Below are 17,449 nucleotides of genomic sequence, written 5' to 3'. Positions count from 1 at the left end.
ATTTCGCGGCGGATTCGCGCTTGTTTTCGCGGGGCGGGCGAAGGCAAAGCCCGCGTGAACCGCGCCATCAAATCGCCGCTTTGGGCCAAGCCAGTCTGGTCTGACCACAAATGCGGCGAAATCGCACCCGTGTCCGAGTAAAATGCTGGATTTTTCGCTCTGGCGATATGCTCCAAGCACCACGGCGCGCAGGCTTCAGCGGTCCGACGCTGATCCGCCTGCTGGTTCGCCTGACAGGCAATGACGCCCCCGAATCCGGCCAGTCGCTCTCGGCCCAGCTCAGCCAATGGCTCGGCTGGACGGAGGCGATCGCCCTGTCCGCGGCGCTGAACGGCAATCCGCCGGCCTCGGCGGGAACGCACGCGGCCGGGGCCGAGGCAGCCGAGTGCGCCCGCGTGCGCACCGCGCTGGCCACGGCCATTGCCGATGACAAGGCGGCCGGCAGCCGGCCACGCGGACGCCCGCGCCAGGCCCTGCCAGAGCCGGCAGGCACCGTCATCGACTATGCAGCGTTCCGCCAGCGATACGTCACTTCGCAGCAGACCATGGAAACGGAAATCGCCAGCCTGCGCGGCCGCCTGCGCACGGTGCTGGCGTCGCAATCCTCCGGCCTGGCACGGCTGGCGATGGTCGATGGCGTCATGGAACGCGTGCTGGGGGCGCGCGAACAGGCGCTGCTGGGAACCATTCCGGGCATGCTCGAAGCGCACTTCACGCGCCTGCGCAAGGCCGAGGAAGCCGCGCTGGCCGGCGCGCGGCCGACGGGCGTCCCGGCGCCCGTAACGCCCGGTGCCTGGCTCACCGTCTTCCAGAACGATATGCAGAGCGTGCTGCGCGCCGAGCTGGACATCCGTTACCAACCCGTCGAAGCCTTGCTGGCGGCGCTGCGTGACAGCTAACCCAACCACTATGACCAGAACCCTTACCCAAATCGTCGTTTTCCTGGCAGGCCTGGCCGTCGTGGGCTGGATTGGCGCCGGCTACGCGGGCACCAACGTGCTGGCGCTGGCCGTTACGCTGCTGATCGGCGGCTTCTACCTGGCCGGTGCGTTCGAACTGAAGCGCTACCACCAGGCCACGGGCACGCTGGCCCAGGCCGTTGCGGGACTGTCCGAAGCCCCCGCCAGCCTTGGCGCATGGGTCGATCTGCTGCCGCCGGGGCTGCGCAATGCCGTGCGCCTGCGCGTCGAAGGCGAGCGCGCCGCCCTGCCCGGCCCGGCCCTGACGCCGTATCTGGTGGGCCTGCTGGTCCTGCTGGGCATGTTCGGCACGTTCCTGGGCATGGTGGCGACGCTGCGCGGCACCGGCATCGCGCTGGAAGGCGCTTCGGACCTCGATGCCATCCGCGCCTCGCTCGCCGCGCCGGTCAAGGGACTGGGCTTTGCGTTCGGCACGTCCGTGGCCGGGGTCGCCACCTCGGCGATGCTGGGGCTGCTTTCCACGTTGTGCCGGCGCGAGCGCATCGAGGCCGCGCAGGCGCTCGACGCCCGCATCGCGACCACGCTGCGCCCGTTTTCGCGCACCCATCAGCGCGAAGAGGCATTCCGGCTGCTGCAGCGGCAGGCGGACGTGATGCCCACGCTGGTCGACCGGCTGCAGGCCATGATGACCACCATGGCGCAGCAGCACCAGGCCATGTCCGAACGGCTGGCCACCAGCCAGGCCGCTTTCCATGACCGCACCGACGCCGCCTACGGCCGGCTGGCCGATGCCGTGCAGCAATCGCTGACGCAGAGCATCGCCGACAGCGCACGCACCGCCAGCGCGGCCATCCAGCCTGCCGTCGAATTCACCATGGCGGGCATCGCACGCGAAACGGCGGCCCTGCACACCACGGTCACGGACGCCGTGAAGCAACAGCTCGATGGCCTGTCGAGCCGCTTCGAGGACAGCACGGCGACCGTCGCGGATTTGTGGAAGCAGGCGCTGGCGGGGCATCAGCGCACCTGCGAAGCACAGGCCGGCGACCTGCGCGCCACGCTCGAAGGCTTCACGCAGACCTTCGATCAACGCTCCGCGGCCCTGCTGGAAAACGTGGCCGCCCGCCTGGACGCCACGGCGGCCAGCGCCGCCGGAACCTGGAATGATGCGCTGGCGCAGCAAGCGCGCATCGGCGAGAAGATGGCCAGCGACAGCCAGCAAGCCATCGCCAGCGCGGCGGCAACGTTCGAGCAGCACGCGGCCTCGATGGTGCAGGCCCTGGCCGGCTCGCATGCCGAACTGAAGCAGGAACTGTCGGCACAGGATGCACAGCGGCTGCAGGCCTGGGCGCAAACGCTCAGCGCCATCGCCACCAACCTGCGCAGCGAAATGGAACAGGCTAGCGCGCACACCGCGAGCCGCCATCAGGAAATCGCCGACGCACTGGCGCAGACCACGCGCGACATGTCGGCGGAAGTCCGCGCGCATGCCAGCAACACCGTCGCCGAGATCGAGCGCCTGGTGCAAGCCGCCGAGCAGGCCCCCAAGGCTGCCGTTGCCCTGCAGGAAGAACTGGCCGCTCGCGATCAGCAGCGCCTGGCCGCATGGACCGAGGCACTGGCCGGCATGGCTGCGACGCTGCGCACGCAGATGGAGCAGGCCAGCGCCAACGCCGCCGGCCACCAGCAGCAGATCACCGAAACGCTGGCGCAGACCGCGCGCGCCATGTCCGCCGAGGCGCGCACGCACGCCAGCAGTACCATCGCAGAGATCGACCGCCTCGTGCAGGCCGCCGAGTTGGCCCCGAAGGCTGCCGTCGCGCTGCAGGAAGAACTGGCGTCTCGCGACCAGCAGCGCCTGGCCGCATGGACCGCGGCACTGGCTGGCATGGCCTCGACGCTGCGCGCGCAGATGGAGCAGGCCAGCGCGAACGCCGCCAGCCATCAGCAACAGATCACCGAAACGCTGGCGCAAACCGCACGCGCTATGTCCGCCGAGGCGCGCACGCACGCCAGCAGCACCATCGCTGAAATCGACCGCCTCGTGCAGGCCGCCGAGTTGGCCCCGAAGGCTGCCGTCGCGCTCCAGGAAGAACTGGCTTCGCGCGACCAGCAGCGCCTTGCCGCATGGACCGAGGCACTAGCCGGCATGGCCGCAACGCTGCGCGCCCAGATCGAACAGGAGAGCGCGCAATCCGCTGGCCGCCAACAGGCCATCACCGACGCACTGGCCCAGACGGCACGCGATATTTCGGCCGAAGCGCGCACGCACGCCAGCACCACCATCGCCGAAATCGACCGCCTCGTGCAGGCCGCCGAGCAGGCCCCGAAGGCCGCCGTGGCCTTGCAGGCCGAAATGGCCGCGCGCGACGAGCAGCGCATGACCGCCTGGACCGAGACGCTCGGCAGCATGGCCGCGTCGCTGCGACAGGAATGGGAGCAGACCACGACGCACACGACCAACCGCCAGCAGGAACTCTGCAACACGCTGGCCCAGACCACGCGCGACATCTCGGCCCAGACGCAGGCACAGGCCAGCCACACCATCGCCGAGGTCTCGCGCCTGGTGCAGGCCGCCACCGAAGCGCCCAAGGCCGCGGCCGAGGTCATCGCCGAACTGCGCCAGAAGCTCGCCGACAGCATGGCGCGCGACAACACGATGCTCGAAGAGCGCGGCCGTCTGCTCGAAACGCTTGGCACGCTGCTCGATGCGGTCAACCATGCTTCCACCGAGCAGCGCGTGGCCGTCGACAGCCTCGTTGCCACCACGGCCGACCTGCTCGACCGTGTCGGCACGCGCTTCCACGACCAGGTCGAATCGGAAACCGGCAAGCTCGCCACCGTGGCTGCGCAGGTCACGGGCAGCGCCGTCGAAGTGGCCAGCCTTGGCGAGGCGCTGGGCGTGGCCGTGCAGATGTTCAGCGAGTCCAACGACAAGCTGATGGCGCACCTGGAGCGCATCGAGACCGCGCTCGACAAATCCATGGCGCGCAGCGACGAGCAGCTGGCCTACTACGTGGCGCAGGCGCGCGAGGTCGTCGACCTCAGCATGCGGTCGCAGAAGCAGGTGCTTGACGACCTGCAGCAGCTTGCCGGGCAACAGGCATCCAACACCGAGGCGGCATGAGAGACGACGACATCGACGCAGGCGTCGAGCCGTCCGTACCGGCCTGGGCCGTCTTTGGCGACCTGATGTCGGTGGTGCTGGGGGCATTCGTGCTGATCCTGCTGGGCGTCATCGGCGCGCAAATGGAGCTCACGTCCAGGCTGGAGAAGGAAGCGAAGCAGCGCCAGGAAGAAATGCAGCGCCGCGAAAGCCTGGAAAAGGCGCTGGCGGCACCGCTGGCCGCCGGACGCGTGACGCTGGTGAACGGCCGCATCGGCATCAATGGCAGCGTGCTGTTCGCGCTCAACTCGGACCAGCTCCAGCCGCAGGGCCGTGACGTGCTGAAGAGCCTGGCGGGGCCGCTGTCGGCCTACCTGCGCTCGCGCGACGAGATCCTGATGGTGAGCGGCTTCACCGACGACCAGCAGGTGCGCGAACGCAACCGCCGGTTTGCCGACAACTGGGAACTGTCCGCCCAGCGCGCCTTGACGGTGACGCGCGCGCTGATCGATGCCGGCATCCCGGCCGCGTCCGTGTTCTCGGCCGCGTTCGGCGCCGAGCAGCCGGTAACGTCGAACGCCGACGAGGCCGGCCGCGCCCGCAACCGGCGCGTGGAGATCGCCCCCGTTCCGCGCGTGTCCATGGGCACAGGGAAGCCGCATGGCTAGCGACGCCGTGCTCGACACGCTGGCCGCCTGGCGCGAGCGCGGCGCCGACCGCGTCGATCCGGTCCGCTTTCGCCTGATCGAAGCGATGGCACGGCGCGCGGCTGGCCACAGTGGCGATGCGCGCGGCCTGCTCGAGGGCCGGCTGTCCGAACTGGTCAGCGCATACGGGGAGGCCGTGGAACGCGCGGCATCCCGGGACGCCGGCGATGCACCTCGACCACGCCTGCCCACGCGCGGCGCGCTGGCGGAGGTAGTCGACTACATCGCGAGCCAGGCCACGCTGCCAGATGCTGCCCCAGCTCCTGGCGCAGCGCCGCGCAGCGCTCCGCGCGACGCATTGCGCGCCGAGCCGAAGCTGATCGATTACTTCCGGGATACCTGGACGCGCGTGAGTGCGAGCCAACAGTTGCAGCAATCGCTGGAGCGGGTGCCCGAGCATGCGGGGCCGCTCAATTCCAGCCATCTCGTGCATCGCTCGCTGACGCTGATGCGCGAGATGTCGCCCGCATATTTCGAGCAGTTCCTGTCTTATGTCGATGCGCTGACGTGGCTGGAACAGATGCATGGCGGCGGCGCCGCCGTGGCGGTCAAGGAAGCGCCGCGCGCCGGCGTGGTGAAGAAAGCCGTGCGCGCCAGGGCGCGCAAATAAGGGGCGGGCAATCGCCGGCGCATGCTGTGCGCCGGCACGCGAATCACTCCAGCGACACTCCCGTGTCCGCCGTCAGCTTCAGAACCACCGGCAAATATGCCTTGTAGGCGCTCACCGCTTCCCCGGGCAAGTTGCCCAGCGGCTCCGCCCCCATCTCGTCGATCTTCTTGCTCACCGCGGCGCTCCTGACCAGCGCGCTGACCTCGCGGCCCAGTCGCTCGATCAGCGCATCGGGTGTTTTCGCAGGCGCCATCAGGGTCACGGGGCCGACCAGCGCGAACGCACTGTCCTTGTAGCCGGCCTCGGCAAAAGTCGGCACGTCCGGCAGCGCGCGCGCACGGCTGGTGCCTACTACCGCCAGCGCCCGCAGCCGGCCATCGGCAATGTGCTGCTTCAGCGAAGTGACCGAGCCCACCGTCAGGTTCACCTGGCCGCCGAGCAGGTCCGTGATCATGGGTCCCTCGCCCCGGTACGGCACATGCAGCACGTCGATCCCGTAAGTCTTGCCGAGATACGCCTGGATCGTATGCGGTTGGGTGCCCGGCCCCCAGGAACCCATCACCAGCTTGCCCGGGTGCGCCTTAGCATAGGCAATCAGTTCGGCCACCGTCTTCACCGGCACCGATGCGTTCACCGCCATCACCGTGCGCGCGACGGCCACGTCGGAAATCGGCCGCAAGTCGGTGCGCGGGTCATAGGGCAGCCGCTTGTAGAGCACGATATTGGCCGTGATGGGCCCCGGAATCGTCATCAGCAAGGTGTAGCCGTCCGGTGCCGACTTGGCCACGTAATCGGTGCCGATGCCGCCGCCTGCCCCCGCTCGGTTCTCGACCACCACGGGCTGGCCCAGCCGGCGCGACAAGCCGTCGGCCACCGTGCGCGCGAGCGTATCGGTCAACCCGCCGGGCGGATACGGCACCACCATGCGGATCGGCTTGGCGGGATAGGCGGCTTCGATCGCCTGCCCCGCGCACGGTAGCAGCGTCAGCGCCAGGGCCGCCGCCCCCAGCGTGCGCATGGACATCGACAAGGTACGGCGCCGGACGGCGCTGACTGCGCTGTGAATCGTCATGCTGTCTCCACTGGCAGGGCAGCGCCGACAGTGCCGGGCCGCTCCTTTTTTTAATACGATGCATTAATCACTGAGGGAAAATGTAGCAGAGCGATTGCGCGGAGCGGGATGGTGGAAACCCCAATGCCCGCATCAGCGCCCGACGCCTAAGCTGTCCGCAACCGTTTAATACGATAGATTAATTCGCCTGAGAGCCTGATCGCCATGAACGCCCCGCATCCCTCTTCCGATCGCGCCGCGCTGCTGCGCGATGCCGTCGTGTACACCTATCCGCTTTACGAGATGGCACGCATGCGCGCCGCCACGTGCCCGCGCCGCGGCCCCGACGGCGCCTTTGCCGGCGATACCCCCGACACCCCGCTGCGCTGGGTCAACCAGTTTTTCCACACGCGCGTGCTGCTTGGGCCGCAGCACCGTCAGGTGGTCACGCCGAACAACGACACGCTCTATACCAACGCCTGGCTCGACCTGTCCGAAGGACCGGTCTGCCTCAGCGTGCCGGACACGGCCGGGCGCTATTACGTGCTCGGCCTGCTCGACGCCTACACCAACCCGTTCGATGCGGTCGGCAGCCGGACCACCGGCACCGGCGCGGGCCGCTATCTGCTCCACGGGCCGCGCTGGCAAGGCGAGATCCCGCCCGGCATGCAGCCGCTTGCGTGCCCGACCGACGCGGTCTGGATGATCGGCCGCTGGCTGGTCGATGGCGAAGCGGACCTGCCAGCCGTGCATCATTTGCAGGATGCCGTCAGCCTGACGCGCCCCGACGGCACGCCGGCCGCGCGCGCGTTCGACGTGGGCATGCAGCCCGGCGAGCGCGTGGGCGACCCGCTGCGCTTTGCCGCCGTGGTCAACCGGATGCTGCGCGACAACCCGCCGCCGGCCAGCCAGGCGGACCACGTGGCCCGCTTTGCAGCCGTCGGCATCGGCGCAGACTGCGACGCGATGGAACTCGATGAGGCACAGCGCAGCGCAATGGCCGCTGCCTTATCCGAACTCGAGGCCGAACTGGGTGCGCCGATTCCGTCTGACCTCGGCGGCGGCTGGTCGCTGCCGGTCGAGTTGCTGTCGACATTCGGCGAACGCTACGTGGAACGTGCGCTGGTCGCGCGCAACTACATCGGCGCGCTGGGCATGGACGAAGCGATGTACCTGATCGCGGATTGCGATGGCGAAGGGCAGCCACTGGATGGCCGCTGCGACTACGAGCTGGTTTTTCCTGCCAGCGGACTGCCGCAGGTGGACGCGTTCTGGTCCCTCACGCTTTACCGCAAGTCCGACTGCATGCTGGTGGAGAACGCGCTGTGCCGGTATTCGCTGGGGGACCGCTCGCCGGACTTGCGTCATGAAGCGGATGGGAGCCTGCGCCTGTTCCTGGGCGAGCGCGCGCCGGATGCGCTGGCGCTGCGGGGCAACTGGCTGCCGGCGCCCGCCGAGCCGTTCTATGTCACGCTGCGGCTGTACGTACCGCGCCAGTCGCACCTGGACAAGACCTTCGCCTATCCGCCGATCCGGCGCGTCAGCGGCGTGTCATAAAGACCGTGGCGGCGGTCGCCGCCGCCGCTCAGTCCGTGCGCGCCTTGCCGCCGCGGCGGGTGCCGCCGGAAGTCCGTGTCACGGGCCCGGTGAGCCCCGCGGTGCAATAGTCGGCCAGTTCGTCGACCGGCGGCGCGCGGTGTTCGCCGCGCGTGCGCTGGTACCAGTCCGCCAGCGAGAAGACCGTGCCGTGGTTGAACCACATCAGGCGGTAGTCCATCACCTTCGCCGGCACATCAGGCAATGCTGCCATGATCATTTTCCGCGTGCGGACCAGGCCGGTCAGCGCGTTCTTGTCGAGCAGGTCCGCGCTGAACAGCGTCGGGCTGAACATGGTCTGCGCGGCAACCTGCAGGTAGCTTCCTCCCCACGTCGTCTTGACGACCGTATCGGCCAGCGCGCTGATCGACGCATACACGATCGCGCGGACATCGCCCGCTTTGCCGTCGGCCTCGACCTCGTCCAGATAGGCGTTGCGCAGCACGTTGATATGGGCCAGCCGCATATTGAGCAGATGGGCAACCAGTGCTTCACGCGAGCCGAAATGGTAGTGCAATGCCGAGCGGTTGCGCTGGCCGGATTCGACCACGATCTGCCGCAGGGGCACCTGTTCGATGCCGTGTTCGGCAAACAACCGCTCCGCGATTTCCAGCATGCGCATCGCGGTCTCGCTTTGCTGCGGGCCGGCCGGTTGCGCAGCCTCCGCCAGCGCGGCCTTGGCTTTGCTGCGAGCCGGCAGGCCGGCCTCGGCGACGAGGGAACTCAGGGTGCGGATGCGGCTCATGCCTGGGAATCTGGATGGGAGGTGAATGATTATCGGAGTTGGATAGAGTTCAGGCAATCGCTTTGGCAATATGACAGCAGCGGCCCTTGAGCCGCTGCCTTGACTGCCGTGCGGGGGTCACTCCAGCGTAATCCCCTCGCGCTGGATCACGGTCCCCCAGCTCGCATCCTCTTTCTCGATGCGCTTCGCGAACGTTGCCGGGTCGAGCATTACCACCTCGCCTTGCTGCCCCAGCGCCGTCTTTGCCTTGCCGTCTTCAAGCAGGCCGTGCGTGATGGTATTGAGCTTCTGGACAATCTGCGGCGGCGTGCCGGCCGGCGCCAGCATGCCGATCCAGAACGTCACGTTGAACGGCGCAATGCCAAGCTCCTCCAGCGTCGGCACATCCGGCAGTTGCGTCATGCGCGTGGACGAACTGACGGCGAGCGGCTTGAGCTTGCCGACCTTGATCTGCGGCAGCGCGCTCCAGGTGTCGAACGCCGTCTCCAGTTCGCCGCTCATGACGGCCATCTCCGCCTGCGCCGCGGACTTGTACGGGATATGCGTGGTCTTGATCTTCGTGCGGTTGTTCAGCATCGCAAAGCTCAGGTGCGCGATGTTGCCGGGGCCCGCCGAGCCGTAGCTGATCTTGCCCGGATTCTGCGTGGCGAACTTCACCAGCTCCGGCACCGTGCCGACTGCGTTCTTCTTCGACCACTCCGGATTCGTGACGAGGATGAACGGCGCTTCCAGCACCAGCGTGACCGGCGTGAAGTCCTTCGGCTTGTAGTTGCTCTTCTTGTAGACCTGGTGGTTGATGGTGATGCTGCTGGAATTGGTGACCAGCAGCGTGTAGCCATCCGGCGCCGCGCGGGCAGCCTCGGCCACGCCGATCAGCCCGTTCGCGCCGGCTTTGTTGTCGACGATCACCGGCTGGCCGAGCGACTTGCTCAGGTGCTCGGACAGCACGCGCGCCACCGTGTCGGTGAACGATCCGGCGGGGAACGGCACGATCATCCGGATGGGCTTGTTCGGCCAGTTCGCACTCTGTGCAGCGGACGGGCCTGCGATCGTGCAAGTCAACGCGACCAGCGCCGCAGCGGCCATTCTGAAGCGGCCTGATGCCCGGCGGCAGCGCGTGGAAAAATTGTGTTCCTGCATGCTTGTCTCCTGTTCTTGCTGGGTGTTCCTGAATGCCTTGCCGACCTACGCGGCCTTGCCTGATGGCTTCGGCTGCGCCGTCTTGCCCGTGATGCCCATGCGTTCGAGTTCCGCGATCCGCGCCGCGCCGAACCCCAGCACGCGGGCGAGCACCTCTTCGGTGTGCTGCCCCAGCGTCGGCGACACGCTGCGGACCGGCATGGCGTCGTGGCCGGTGCGGAACCACGGTGTGCTGGCGGTGTACGTGCCGCTGTGGGCACGCTCCAGGGCATGCCAGAAGCCCCGTGCGCGAAGGTGAGCGTCCTGCAGCACCTGCGACATGGGGCGAACCACGCCTGCGGCAACCCCGCCCTGCTGCAGCACGCGCATGGCGTCCTCCGGATCGCGGCCCGCGCTCCACGCCGCGATGGCTGCGTCGATCCTGTCCTGCTGCGCACGGCGCCCGGTTGCGTGGGCAAGCTGCGCATCCGCACCCAGATCGTCCCTGCCGATGGCGCGGCACAGGCCGCGCCATTCCGCATCTGTGACGGTCAGGACGATCCACGCATCGTCGCCCGCGCAGCGGAAGCAGCCGTGCGGCACGTTCAACGGATGGCGGTTGCCCTGGCGCGGCGAGACCGCGCCGCTGACCGATTGCTCGATGATGAACGGTGCGGCCATCGGCAACATGGCCTCGACCTGCGACAGGTTGAGATGCCGGCCCTTGCCGGTCGACTGCTGCGCGAACAGCGCGAGCAGCATCGCGGCGCCGGCGTTCAGTCCGCCGATCGGATCGCCGTAGGCGTAGGACGTCATGGCCGGCGGTCCATCTGGGTGCCCGGTGTGCAGCGGCAGCCCGCTGGCCTGTTCCAGCGTGCCGCCATACGCGCGCGTGTTGCTCCACGCGTTGCCAAGCCCGAAGGCCGGCATCGACACCATGACCAGGCGCTCGTTGACGGCACGCAGCGCCTCATAGTCCAGGCCGAGCTTCGGCAGGACTTCGGCCGAGTAGTTTTCGATGGCGGCGTCGGCGCCCGCCACCAGGTCGAGCAGCAACTGCTTGCCCTCGGGCCGCGTCAGGTCCAGCGTGATGCCGAGCTTGTTGCGGTTCATCAGGTTGAAGTTGGTGTTCTTCTCGTACAGCCGTTCGCGATAGAACTCCTCGGTGAAGTTGGCGCCGCGCCACCAGTCGGGATAGCCGGTGCTCTCGACCTTGATGATCTCCGCGCCGAAATCGGCCAGCGTCCGCGACGCCAGCGGACCCGCCCAGCCCATCGTCAGGTCGATCACGCGCAAGCCCTTCAGCGGTAGTTCCGAAGACGACGTTCTCCCGAGTGTGCGGTACGGTTGGTGATCCAGTCCGGCTGCCCGATAGAAGCCATCGTGAGCGCCCTTCGTTGCCACCGGACCCCCATGCAATGGGCCCGCTTCATCGAGACGCAGCGGCACGACTGGGCCTTCAAACGTAACGCCCGCGGCTTCGACCGGCACGAACGCATGGCGCTGACGATGCACGTCCTGGCGCAGCAACTCGTCCATCGTCGGCACGATGACCGCCGGATGCTTCTTGTCCCCGAGGATCTCGAACCATTCCCTTGCCGTGCGCGTCCGGAATGCCGGAATCAGCAGATCGTCGATCTCGTCCGCGCGCGCCATGCGTTCCTGGCCGTTCGCGAAGCGCGGATCGCTGCCCAGTTCGGGGCGCCCGATCGCGTCGCACAGCGCCTTCCACTGCGGCAGCGTGTGCGTGAAGATGCCGATCCAGCCCTGCGCGGTCTCGAAGATGCCGGCCGGATGGGTGCCGCAGAAGCGGTTGACGCCAAGGCGACGCAACGGGTGGCGCTTGTCGGGCACCATGCCGGCCTCCATCTCGACCACGCTGAAGGCGCATTCGTGTTCACTGAGCACGTATCGGCGGCTGCCCTGCGCGCTGCCGACAAGACCGGCGACTGCCGCCGAGAACGCGCCCAGGCCTGCCACGATCGCGGTCTGCACGTCATGCGGCATATGGGGCGGACCGTCTGACGGACCACTGCCGTGCACCGCACCGGCAAGGCCCCGGCACACGGCTTCCGCGCCCGCGTAGCCGCTGTAGGGGCCGCTCTCCCCGAACCAGGTGAGGACGACTTCGATCGGCTCATGGCCGCCGGCCGCGCCTGACCAGACCGGCGTGGCAACGATGCCCGGCCCTGCATCCAGGGCGCGCGCGTCGAGCACCACGTCGCAAGTGCGCGCAAGCTGTGCCAGCCATGCGTTGTCATCGGCGTCTGCCGCATTGGCGGTGACGCTGCGCTTGTTCGTGTTCAGCCATGCAAACAGCGCGCTTTCCGGCTGGGCGGCGCCGGGCACGCTGACCAGCGGCGGCATCTGCCGCCACGCGTCGCCCGCCGGGCTTTCGACCTTGATGACTTCGGCGCCGAAGTCGGAGAACAGCTTGCCCGCGTACGCCAGCGCCGCACCGGTGCCGATTTCGAGTACGCGCAGCCCGCCCAGCGCGAGCTGCGCCGGGTCAGGTCCTTTCATGATCATGGAAACTCCCTGGCTGTGATGGACGGATACCGTGATGCCGCAGCCATCGCGCTTACCACGCGTCGACGAACCCGCGGCGTTCGCGGCGGCTGCGCACCTCGGCCGACGCAATGCCCTGCGCGATCCACTTGCGCGTCTGGGCCGGGTCGATCACGGCATCGATCTCCACCGCCGCGGCCGTGTTGATCGCGTGGCCGCGTTCATACGACTGCGCGACCAGTTGCTCGAACAGCGCCTTGCGCTCGGGGCCGTCGGGCACCGCTTCCAGCTCCTTCTTGAAGCCGAGGCGGACCGCGCCTTCCAGACCCATCGGGCCAAACTCGCCAGTGGGCCACGACACGGTGAAGTTCGCCGAGCGGAAGCCGCCGCCGGCCATGGCCATCGCGCCCAGGCCATAGCCCTTGCGCAAGGTCACCGCCAGCAGCGCGACGCGCAGCTTGGCCGCCGTCAGGAACATGCGCGATACATGGCGCACCTGCGCACGCGCCTCGCACTCGGGGCCGACCATGAATCCCGGCGTGTCGATCAGCGAGACGATCGGCAGCCCGTGCGCGTCGCACAGCTGCATGAAGCGCGACGCCTTGTCGGCCGCATCGGCATCGATGGCGCCGCCAAGGTGATAGGGGTTGTTGGCCATGATGCCCACGGGCCGCCCTTCCACGCGCGCCAGCGCCGTGTGGATGCCGGCGCCAAAGCCGCCGCGCAGCATCAGCACGCTGCCCGCGTCGGCAATGCCTTCGATGGCCTTGCGGGTGTCGTACACGCGCAGGCGGTTCTCGGGCACGACATGGCGCAACGCCAGCGGGTCCGGCGCGCTCCAGTGTTCGACGCGTCCCTGGAACATCGACAGGTAATGCCTGGCGACCTGCACGGCTTCGGCCTCGTTCTCGACCAGCACGTCGATCACGCCATTGGCAAACTGCACGGGCGCGGGGCCTACCTCTTCGGGACGGAAGATGCCGAGACCGCCGCCTTCGATCATCGCTGGCCCGGCCATGCCGATGTTCGCGGACTTGTCGGCGATGATGACATCGCAGCAGCCGAGGAATGCGGCATTGCCCGCGAAGCACCGTCCCGACACGATGCCGACCACCGGCACCTCGCCGCTCAACTCCGCGAACGCGGCGAACGACGGCTGGTAGAGGCCGGACACCGAGGGAAAATCCACGTCGCCGGGCCGGCCGCCACCGCCTTCGGCAAACAGCACGAGCGGCAGTTCATCGCGCAGCGCGACCTCGACAATGCGGTCGGTCTTGATGTGATTGCGCTTGCCCTGCGTGCCGGCGAGCACTGTCGCGTCGTAGGCCATCACCGCGCTGCGCGCGCGGTCCGTGCCGACGAGGCTTCCGTTGATGTTGCCAATGCCGGTGATCAGGCCGTCAGCGGGCGTGTTGGCGATCAGGTCCTCTCTGGTGCGGCGCGACGATTGCGCCGCGAGTGCCAGCGCGCCGTATTCCACGAAGGAATCCGCATCGCACAGGTCGGCCACGTTCTCGCGGGCGGTGCGCTGGCCGCGCGAGCGGCGCCGGGCGACAGCGTCGGGCCGCGCCGCGTCTTCGAGGATGGCATGCCGGTCCAGCACGCGCTGCAGGTCCGCGCGGATCGCGAGCGGATCGACCTTCTGAGCCGCTACAACCGATACGCCATCGGCTTCGACCTGCTCCAGCACGATCAGGATCTGGGCTTCCGACGCCAGCGCGCCTTTCTCCAGCCGCAGGTCGACCACGCGCCCGCCGCACTCGGCCGCAATCGCGTGCTCCATCTTCATGGCATCGAGCACCGCCACGGTCTGGCCGGGCTTGACGATCTCATCGATTGCGACGGAGATCTCCACCACGCGGCCGGTCAACGGCGCGCGGATCGCGACCAGCCCATCTTCCAGTTCTTCCTCGGGCTCCGATGCGCGGGGCGTGTGCGACGATGGGCGCGCTGCGCCGCCAAGCATCGCCTCCTGCGCACGCCCGGCGTCCGCGATGGCCGCGGCCGATGCCGCCAGTTCCGGCAAGATCGCTTCGAAGTGCCGCGTATGCACGTCTTGCGCAAGGAAATCATCGCGCTGCACCAGTGCGCGTAGCAAGTCGATATTGGTCGGCACGCCGACGATCCGGAACTCTGCGAGGCTGCGCTGCAGGCGTCGTACTGCGGCATCGAACTTCGGGGCCGCACTGGTCACGATCAGCTTGGCCAGCAGGGTATCGAAGTTGGGCGACGGTTCGTAGCCCGTGTAGCCATGCGAATCGACGCGCACGTCGGGACCGGAAGGCGGGTCGAAGCGTTCCAGCCGGCCATACGCTGGCCGCGCCAGGCCCTGTGCATCGGTGATTTCCGCATTGACGCGGACCTGGATTGCATAGCCCTTCGGCTGAGGTGGCGCAGCGGCGTCGAGGCCAAGCTCGCCGAGCGTGCGCCCCGCAGCCAGCCCGATCTGCAGCGCGACGAGATCCACGCCAGTGACCTGCTCGGTGATCGTGTGCTCGACTTGCAGGCGCGGATTGGCCTCGATGAAGACAAAGTCCTTCTGCTCGCCCGCTGCGGTTTCCTCGACCAGGAACTCGAAGGTGCCAAGGCTGCGGTAGTTCACGCGGCGCGCGAGCCGCAGCGCGGCCTTGATGATGGCCTCGCGCAACTGCGGCCGGAGGACAGGGCTTGGCGCGATTTCCACGAGCTTCTGGAAGCGGCGCTGCAAGGTACAGTCGCGCTCGCCCAGCGCAATGACATGGGCACCGTCGCCGGCAATCTGCACTTCGATGTGGCGCGCGCGGCTGACCAGCCGCTCGGCATAGAGCGCATCGATACCGAACGCGGAGGCCGCCTCGGACCGGCAGCGTGCATAGGCTTCGGCCAGGTCCTCGCGCCGCCGCACCACGCGCATGCCGCGGCCACCGCCGCCGCCGACCGCCTTGATGACCACGCCGGCGTCGCCCTGCGCGTCAAAGAAGCTGGTGATCTCGTCGAGCGATGCACTGCCGCGCGTTGCCGGCATGACCGGGACGTCGCTGTCCATCGCCAGTTCGAGTGCCCGGCCCTTGTCGCCGAACAGGGCAAGCTGCTCGATGGTCGGCCCGACAAAGGTGATGCCAGCGTCGATGCATGCCTGCGCGAAATCCGCGCGCTCGCTGAGGAAGCCGTAGCCCGGATGGATCGCGTCGCTACCGGAAGCCTTCGCCGCGGCGATGATGCCCGCAATGTCGATGTACGCGGCCGGCCCCGAGCCGTCGAGGGCAATCGCCTCGTCGGCCAGCATGCGGTGCCGCGCGCTGGCATCGTCCTGCGAATACACCGCGACGGTGGCGATCTCCAGGTCACGTGCGGCGCGCAGGACGCGCAGTGCAATCTCGCCCCGGTTGGCGATCAACAGCTTTTTCAATTCAGTCTCCTCGTGCAGATTGCGGCCTGGCTTCCGTGGCCAGTCCAACGGTGTGTGTGGATCTCGTTCAGGGCCGGATGCCGAACCGGCTGATGCCGGCTTCGCGCAGCGGCGCTGCCAGGTTGGCGAACTCGCACAGCAGCGTGCGGGTCTCGCGCGGGTCGATGATGTCCTCGATGACGAAGGCCTCCGCGCTGCGGAATGGCGAGGTCAGGCTGCGCACGCGCTGCTCGATCTCGGCGCGCTTCTGCACCGGGTCGTCGGCGCCTTCGATCTCGGCCTTGTAGGCGACTTCAAGGCCGCCTTCGATCGGCATCGCGCCCCAGTTGGCCGAAGGCCAGGCGTAGCGGCAGTTGAAGCGCCCCATATGCTGGTGCGCGGCGGCCGACATGCCATACGCCCTGCGCAAAATCACCGAGCACCACGGCACGGTCGCCTGGTACACCGCGGCCAGCGCGCGCACGCCATGGCGCATGGTCCCGGCCTGCTCCGCTTCCAGGCCGATCTGGAAGCCGGCGGTATCGACCAGGTTGACCACGGGAAGGTGGAAGGTCTGCGCCAGATCGACGAAGCGCGTGAATTTCTCGGCGCTGGCGCTGTCCCAGCCACCGCCGTGGAAGTACGGGTCGCTGGCGATCACGGCCACGGGCCAGCCGTCCAGCCGCGCCAGACCGGTCACGATGGCGCAGCCCCACTGCCGGCCGGTCTCGAAAAAGGAGCCGTCGTCCACCAGTGCCTGCACGATGGGGCGGATCTTGTAGACGGCGCGGCCATCGCGCGGAATGGCGGCAAGCAGCCACTCGTCGCGGCGCGCGGGATCATCGGTGGGTGGGGTGCGGGGCGGCAGTTCGTGCACCGATGCGGGCAGGTAGGACAGGAAGCGGCGCGCTTGTGCGAAGGCCTCCTGCTCGGTGGCGACTTCGTCGTCCACCACGCCGTTGCGCGTGTGGATATGGCTGCCACCCAGTTCGCTCTTGGTGAGTTGCTGGCCGATGCGCGCCACCACGGGCGGGCCTTCCGTGAAGACCTGCGAGGTCTCCCTGACCATCACCGAATAATGGCTCGCTGCGACGCGCGCCGCGCCCATGCCCGCAACCGATCCAAGCGCCAGCGACACCACCGGCACTACGGACATGTTTTCCACCACGTGCTGCCACACCTTCATGGTGGGGATCAGCGTATGGCCCTTGATCTCGATATTGCGCACCGAGCCGCCGCCACCGGTGCCGTCCACCAGCCGGATCATCGGCAGGCGCAGGTCGTGCGCCATCTTCTCGGCGTGGATCAGCTTGTCGCCGACCGCGCCGTCATTGGCGCCGCCGCGCACGGTGAAGTCGTCGCCGACCAGCACGACCGGCCGTCCGCCGACCTGCGCGCGGCCCATCACCAGGTTGGAAGGCACCAGATCCACCAACCGGCCGTTGCTGTCATAGCGGCCGCTCCCGCTGAGGCCGCCGACTTCGCGGAAGGATCCTGCATCGGCGATGCCCGCAATGCGCTCGCGCACGGTCAGCTTGCCGGCCTCGCGGTGGCGCGTCACTTTGTCTTCCCCGCCCATGCGCTCGGCAAGGCGCCGCCGGTAGGCCAGTTCGTCGATTTCGGGTTGCCAGGTCACGGCGTGTCTCCGGATGTCGTCGGATGATGTGTCGGATTCAATACCGCACAAGCCGTGCCATGTTGAAGACACTCGGATCCTCTT

At 68.2% G+C, this 17,449-nt stretch carries 11 protein-coding genes; 5 read left to right on the top strand and 6 right to left on the bottom strand.

Annotated features, from left to right (window positions below):
* Window positions 1–167: 167 nt before the first annotated feature.
* Genes AC3FKH_RS16720 through AC3FKH_RS16705 form a run of 4 tightly spaced genes read left to right on the top strand, consistent with a single transcriptional unit; the run spans window position 168 to window position 5,343 of the window.
* Window positions 168–899 carry a DUF3348 domain-containing protein gene (locus AC3FKH_RS16720; RefSeq protein WP_488676978.1) on the top strand — a complete coding sequence of 244 codons (732 nt, stop codon included), beginning with the start codon at window positions 168–170 and terminating at the stop codon, window positions 897–899.
* 10 nt (window positions 900–909) lie between these two features.
* On the top strand, window positions 910–4,047 hold the full coding sequence (locus AC3FKH_RS16715) for a DUF802 domain-containing protein (protein ID WP_488676977.1): 3,138 nt from the start codon (window positions 910–912) through the stop codon (window positions 4,045–4,047).
* Window positions 4,044–4,694: an OmpA family protein gene (locus tag AC3FKH_RS16710; protein WP_488676976.1), complete on the top strand. Its 651-nt coding sequence runs from the start codon at window positions 4,044–4,046 to the stop codon at window positions 4,692–4,694. Before AC3FKH_RS16715 ends, AC3FKH_RS16710 begins: the two co-directional genes overlap by 4 nt.
* Window positions 4,687–5,343: a DUF2894 domain-containing protein gene (locus AC3FKH_RS16705; protein ID WP_488676975.1), complete on the top strand. Its 657-nt coding sequence runs from the start codon at window positions 4,687–4,689 to the stop codon at window positions 5,341–5,343. Before AC3FKH_RS16710 ends, AC3FKH_RS16705 begins: the two co-directional genes overlap by 8 nt.
* Before the next feature lie 43 nt (window positions 5,344–5,386).
* Here AC3FKH_RS16705 and AC3FKH_RS16700 read toward each other — a convergent pair whose 3' ends face one another.
* Window positions 5,387–6,367: a Bug family tripartite tricarboxylate transporter substrate binding protein gene (locus AC3FKH_RS16700; RefSeq protein WP_488677057.1), complete on the bottom strand. Its 981-nt coding sequence runs from the start codon at window positions 6,365–6,367 to the stop codon at window positions 5,387–5,389.
* A 252-nt stretch (window positions 6,368–6,619) separates the two neighbouring features.
* On the opposite strand from AC3FKH_RS16700, the gene AC3FKH_RS16695 reads away from it, so the two are divergent.
* Complete coding sequence (locus AC3FKH_RS16695) at window positions 6,620–7,951, top strand: DUF1254 domain-containing protein (protein ID WP_488676974.1); 1,332 nt, start codon at window positions 6,620–6,622, stop codon at window positions 7,949–7,951.
* Window positions 7,952–7,979: 28 nt separating this feature from the next.
* Here the strand turns inward: AC3FKH_RS16695 and AC3FKH_RS16690 are convergent, their stop codons facing one another.
* From AC3FKH_RS16690 to AC3FKH_RS16670, 5 genes are all read right to left on the bottom strand, one after another.
* On the bottom strand, window positions 7,980–8,735 hold the full coding sequence (locus AC3FKH_RS16690; RefSeq protein ID WP_488676973.1) for a TetR/AcrR family transcriptional regulator: 756 nt from the start codon (window positions 8,733–8,735) through the stop codon (window positions 7,980–7,982).
* 117 nt (window positions 8,736–8,852) lie between these two features.
* The gene (locus AC3FKH_RS16685; RefSeq protein ID WP_488676972.1) at window positions 8,853–9,875 is read right to left on the bottom strand and encodes a Bug family tripartite tricarboxylate transporter substrate binding protein; all 1,023 of its coding nucleotides are present in this window, start codon (window positions 9,873–9,875) and stop codon (window positions 8,853–8,855) included.
* Between the two features lie 45 nt (window positions 9,876–9,920).
* Entirely contained in the window at window positions 9,921–12,383 is a 2,463-nt protein-coding gene (locus AC3FKH_RS16680) for a CaiB/BaiF CoA-transferase family protein (protein ID WP_488676971.1), read from the bottom strand.
* Window positions 12,384–12,435: 52 nt separating this feature from the next.
* A complete protein-coding gene (locus tag AC3FKH_RS16675; RefSeq protein WP_488676970.1) occupies window positions 12,436–15,750 on the bottom strand; it encodes an acetyl-CoA carboxylase family protein in 3,315 nt (1,104 codons plus the stop codon).
* Between the two features lie 67 nt (window positions 15,751–15,817).
* Window positions 15,818–17,365 carry an acyl-CoA carboxylase subunit beta gene (locus AC3FKH_RS16670; protein ID WP_488676969.1) on the bottom strand — a complete coding sequence of 516 codons (1,548 nt, stop codon included), beginning with the start codon at window positions 17,363–17,365 and terminating at the stop codon, window positions 15,818–15,820.
* Between the last annotated feature and the right edge of the window lie 84 nt (window positions 17,366–17,449).

Source organism: Cupriavidus sp. 21MJTG02-4, assembly GCF_057798975.1.
Note: the sequence above shows the minus strand (reverse complement) of the source record. Positions and strands in the feature narration are given on the sequence as shown.

Coding starts and splice junctions, on each gene's coding strand:
- AC3FKH_RS16720 (WP_488676978.1), top strand. CDS start 168: ATGCTCCAAGCACCACGGCGCGCAGGCTTCAGCGGTCCGACGCTGATC.
- AC3FKH_RS16715 (WP_488676977.1), top strand. CDS start 910: ATGACCAGAACCCTTACCCAAATCGTCGTTTTCCTGGCAGGCCTGGCC.
- AC3FKH_RS16710 (WP_488676976.1), top strand. CDS start 4,044: ATGAGAGACGACGACATCGACGCAGGCGTCGAGCCGTCCGTACCGGCC.
- AC3FKH_RS16705 (WP_488676975.1), top strand. CDS start 4,687: ATGGCTAGCGACGCCGTGCTCGACACGCTGGCCGCCTGGCGCGAGCGC.
- AC3FKH_RS16700 (WP_488677057.1), bottom strand. CDS start 6,367: ATGTCCATGCGCACGCTGGGGGCGGCGGCCCTGGCGCTGACGCTGCTA.
- AC3FKH_RS16695 (WP_488676974.1), top strand. CDS start 6,620: ATGAACGCCCCGCATCCCTCTTCCGATCGCGCCGCGCTGCTGCGCGAT.
- AC3FKH_RS16690 (WP_488676973.1), bottom strand. CDS start 8,735: ATGAGCCGCATCCGCACCCTGAGTTCCCTCGTCGCCGAGGCCGGCCTG.
- AC3FKH_RS16685 (WP_488676972.1), bottom strand. CDS start 9,875: ATGCAGGAACACAATTTTTCCACGCGCTGCCGCCGGGCATCAGGCCGC.
- AC3FKH_RS16680 (WP_488676971.1), bottom strand. CDS start 12,383: ATGATCATGAAAGGACCTGACCCGGCGCAGCTCGCGCTGGGCGGGCTG.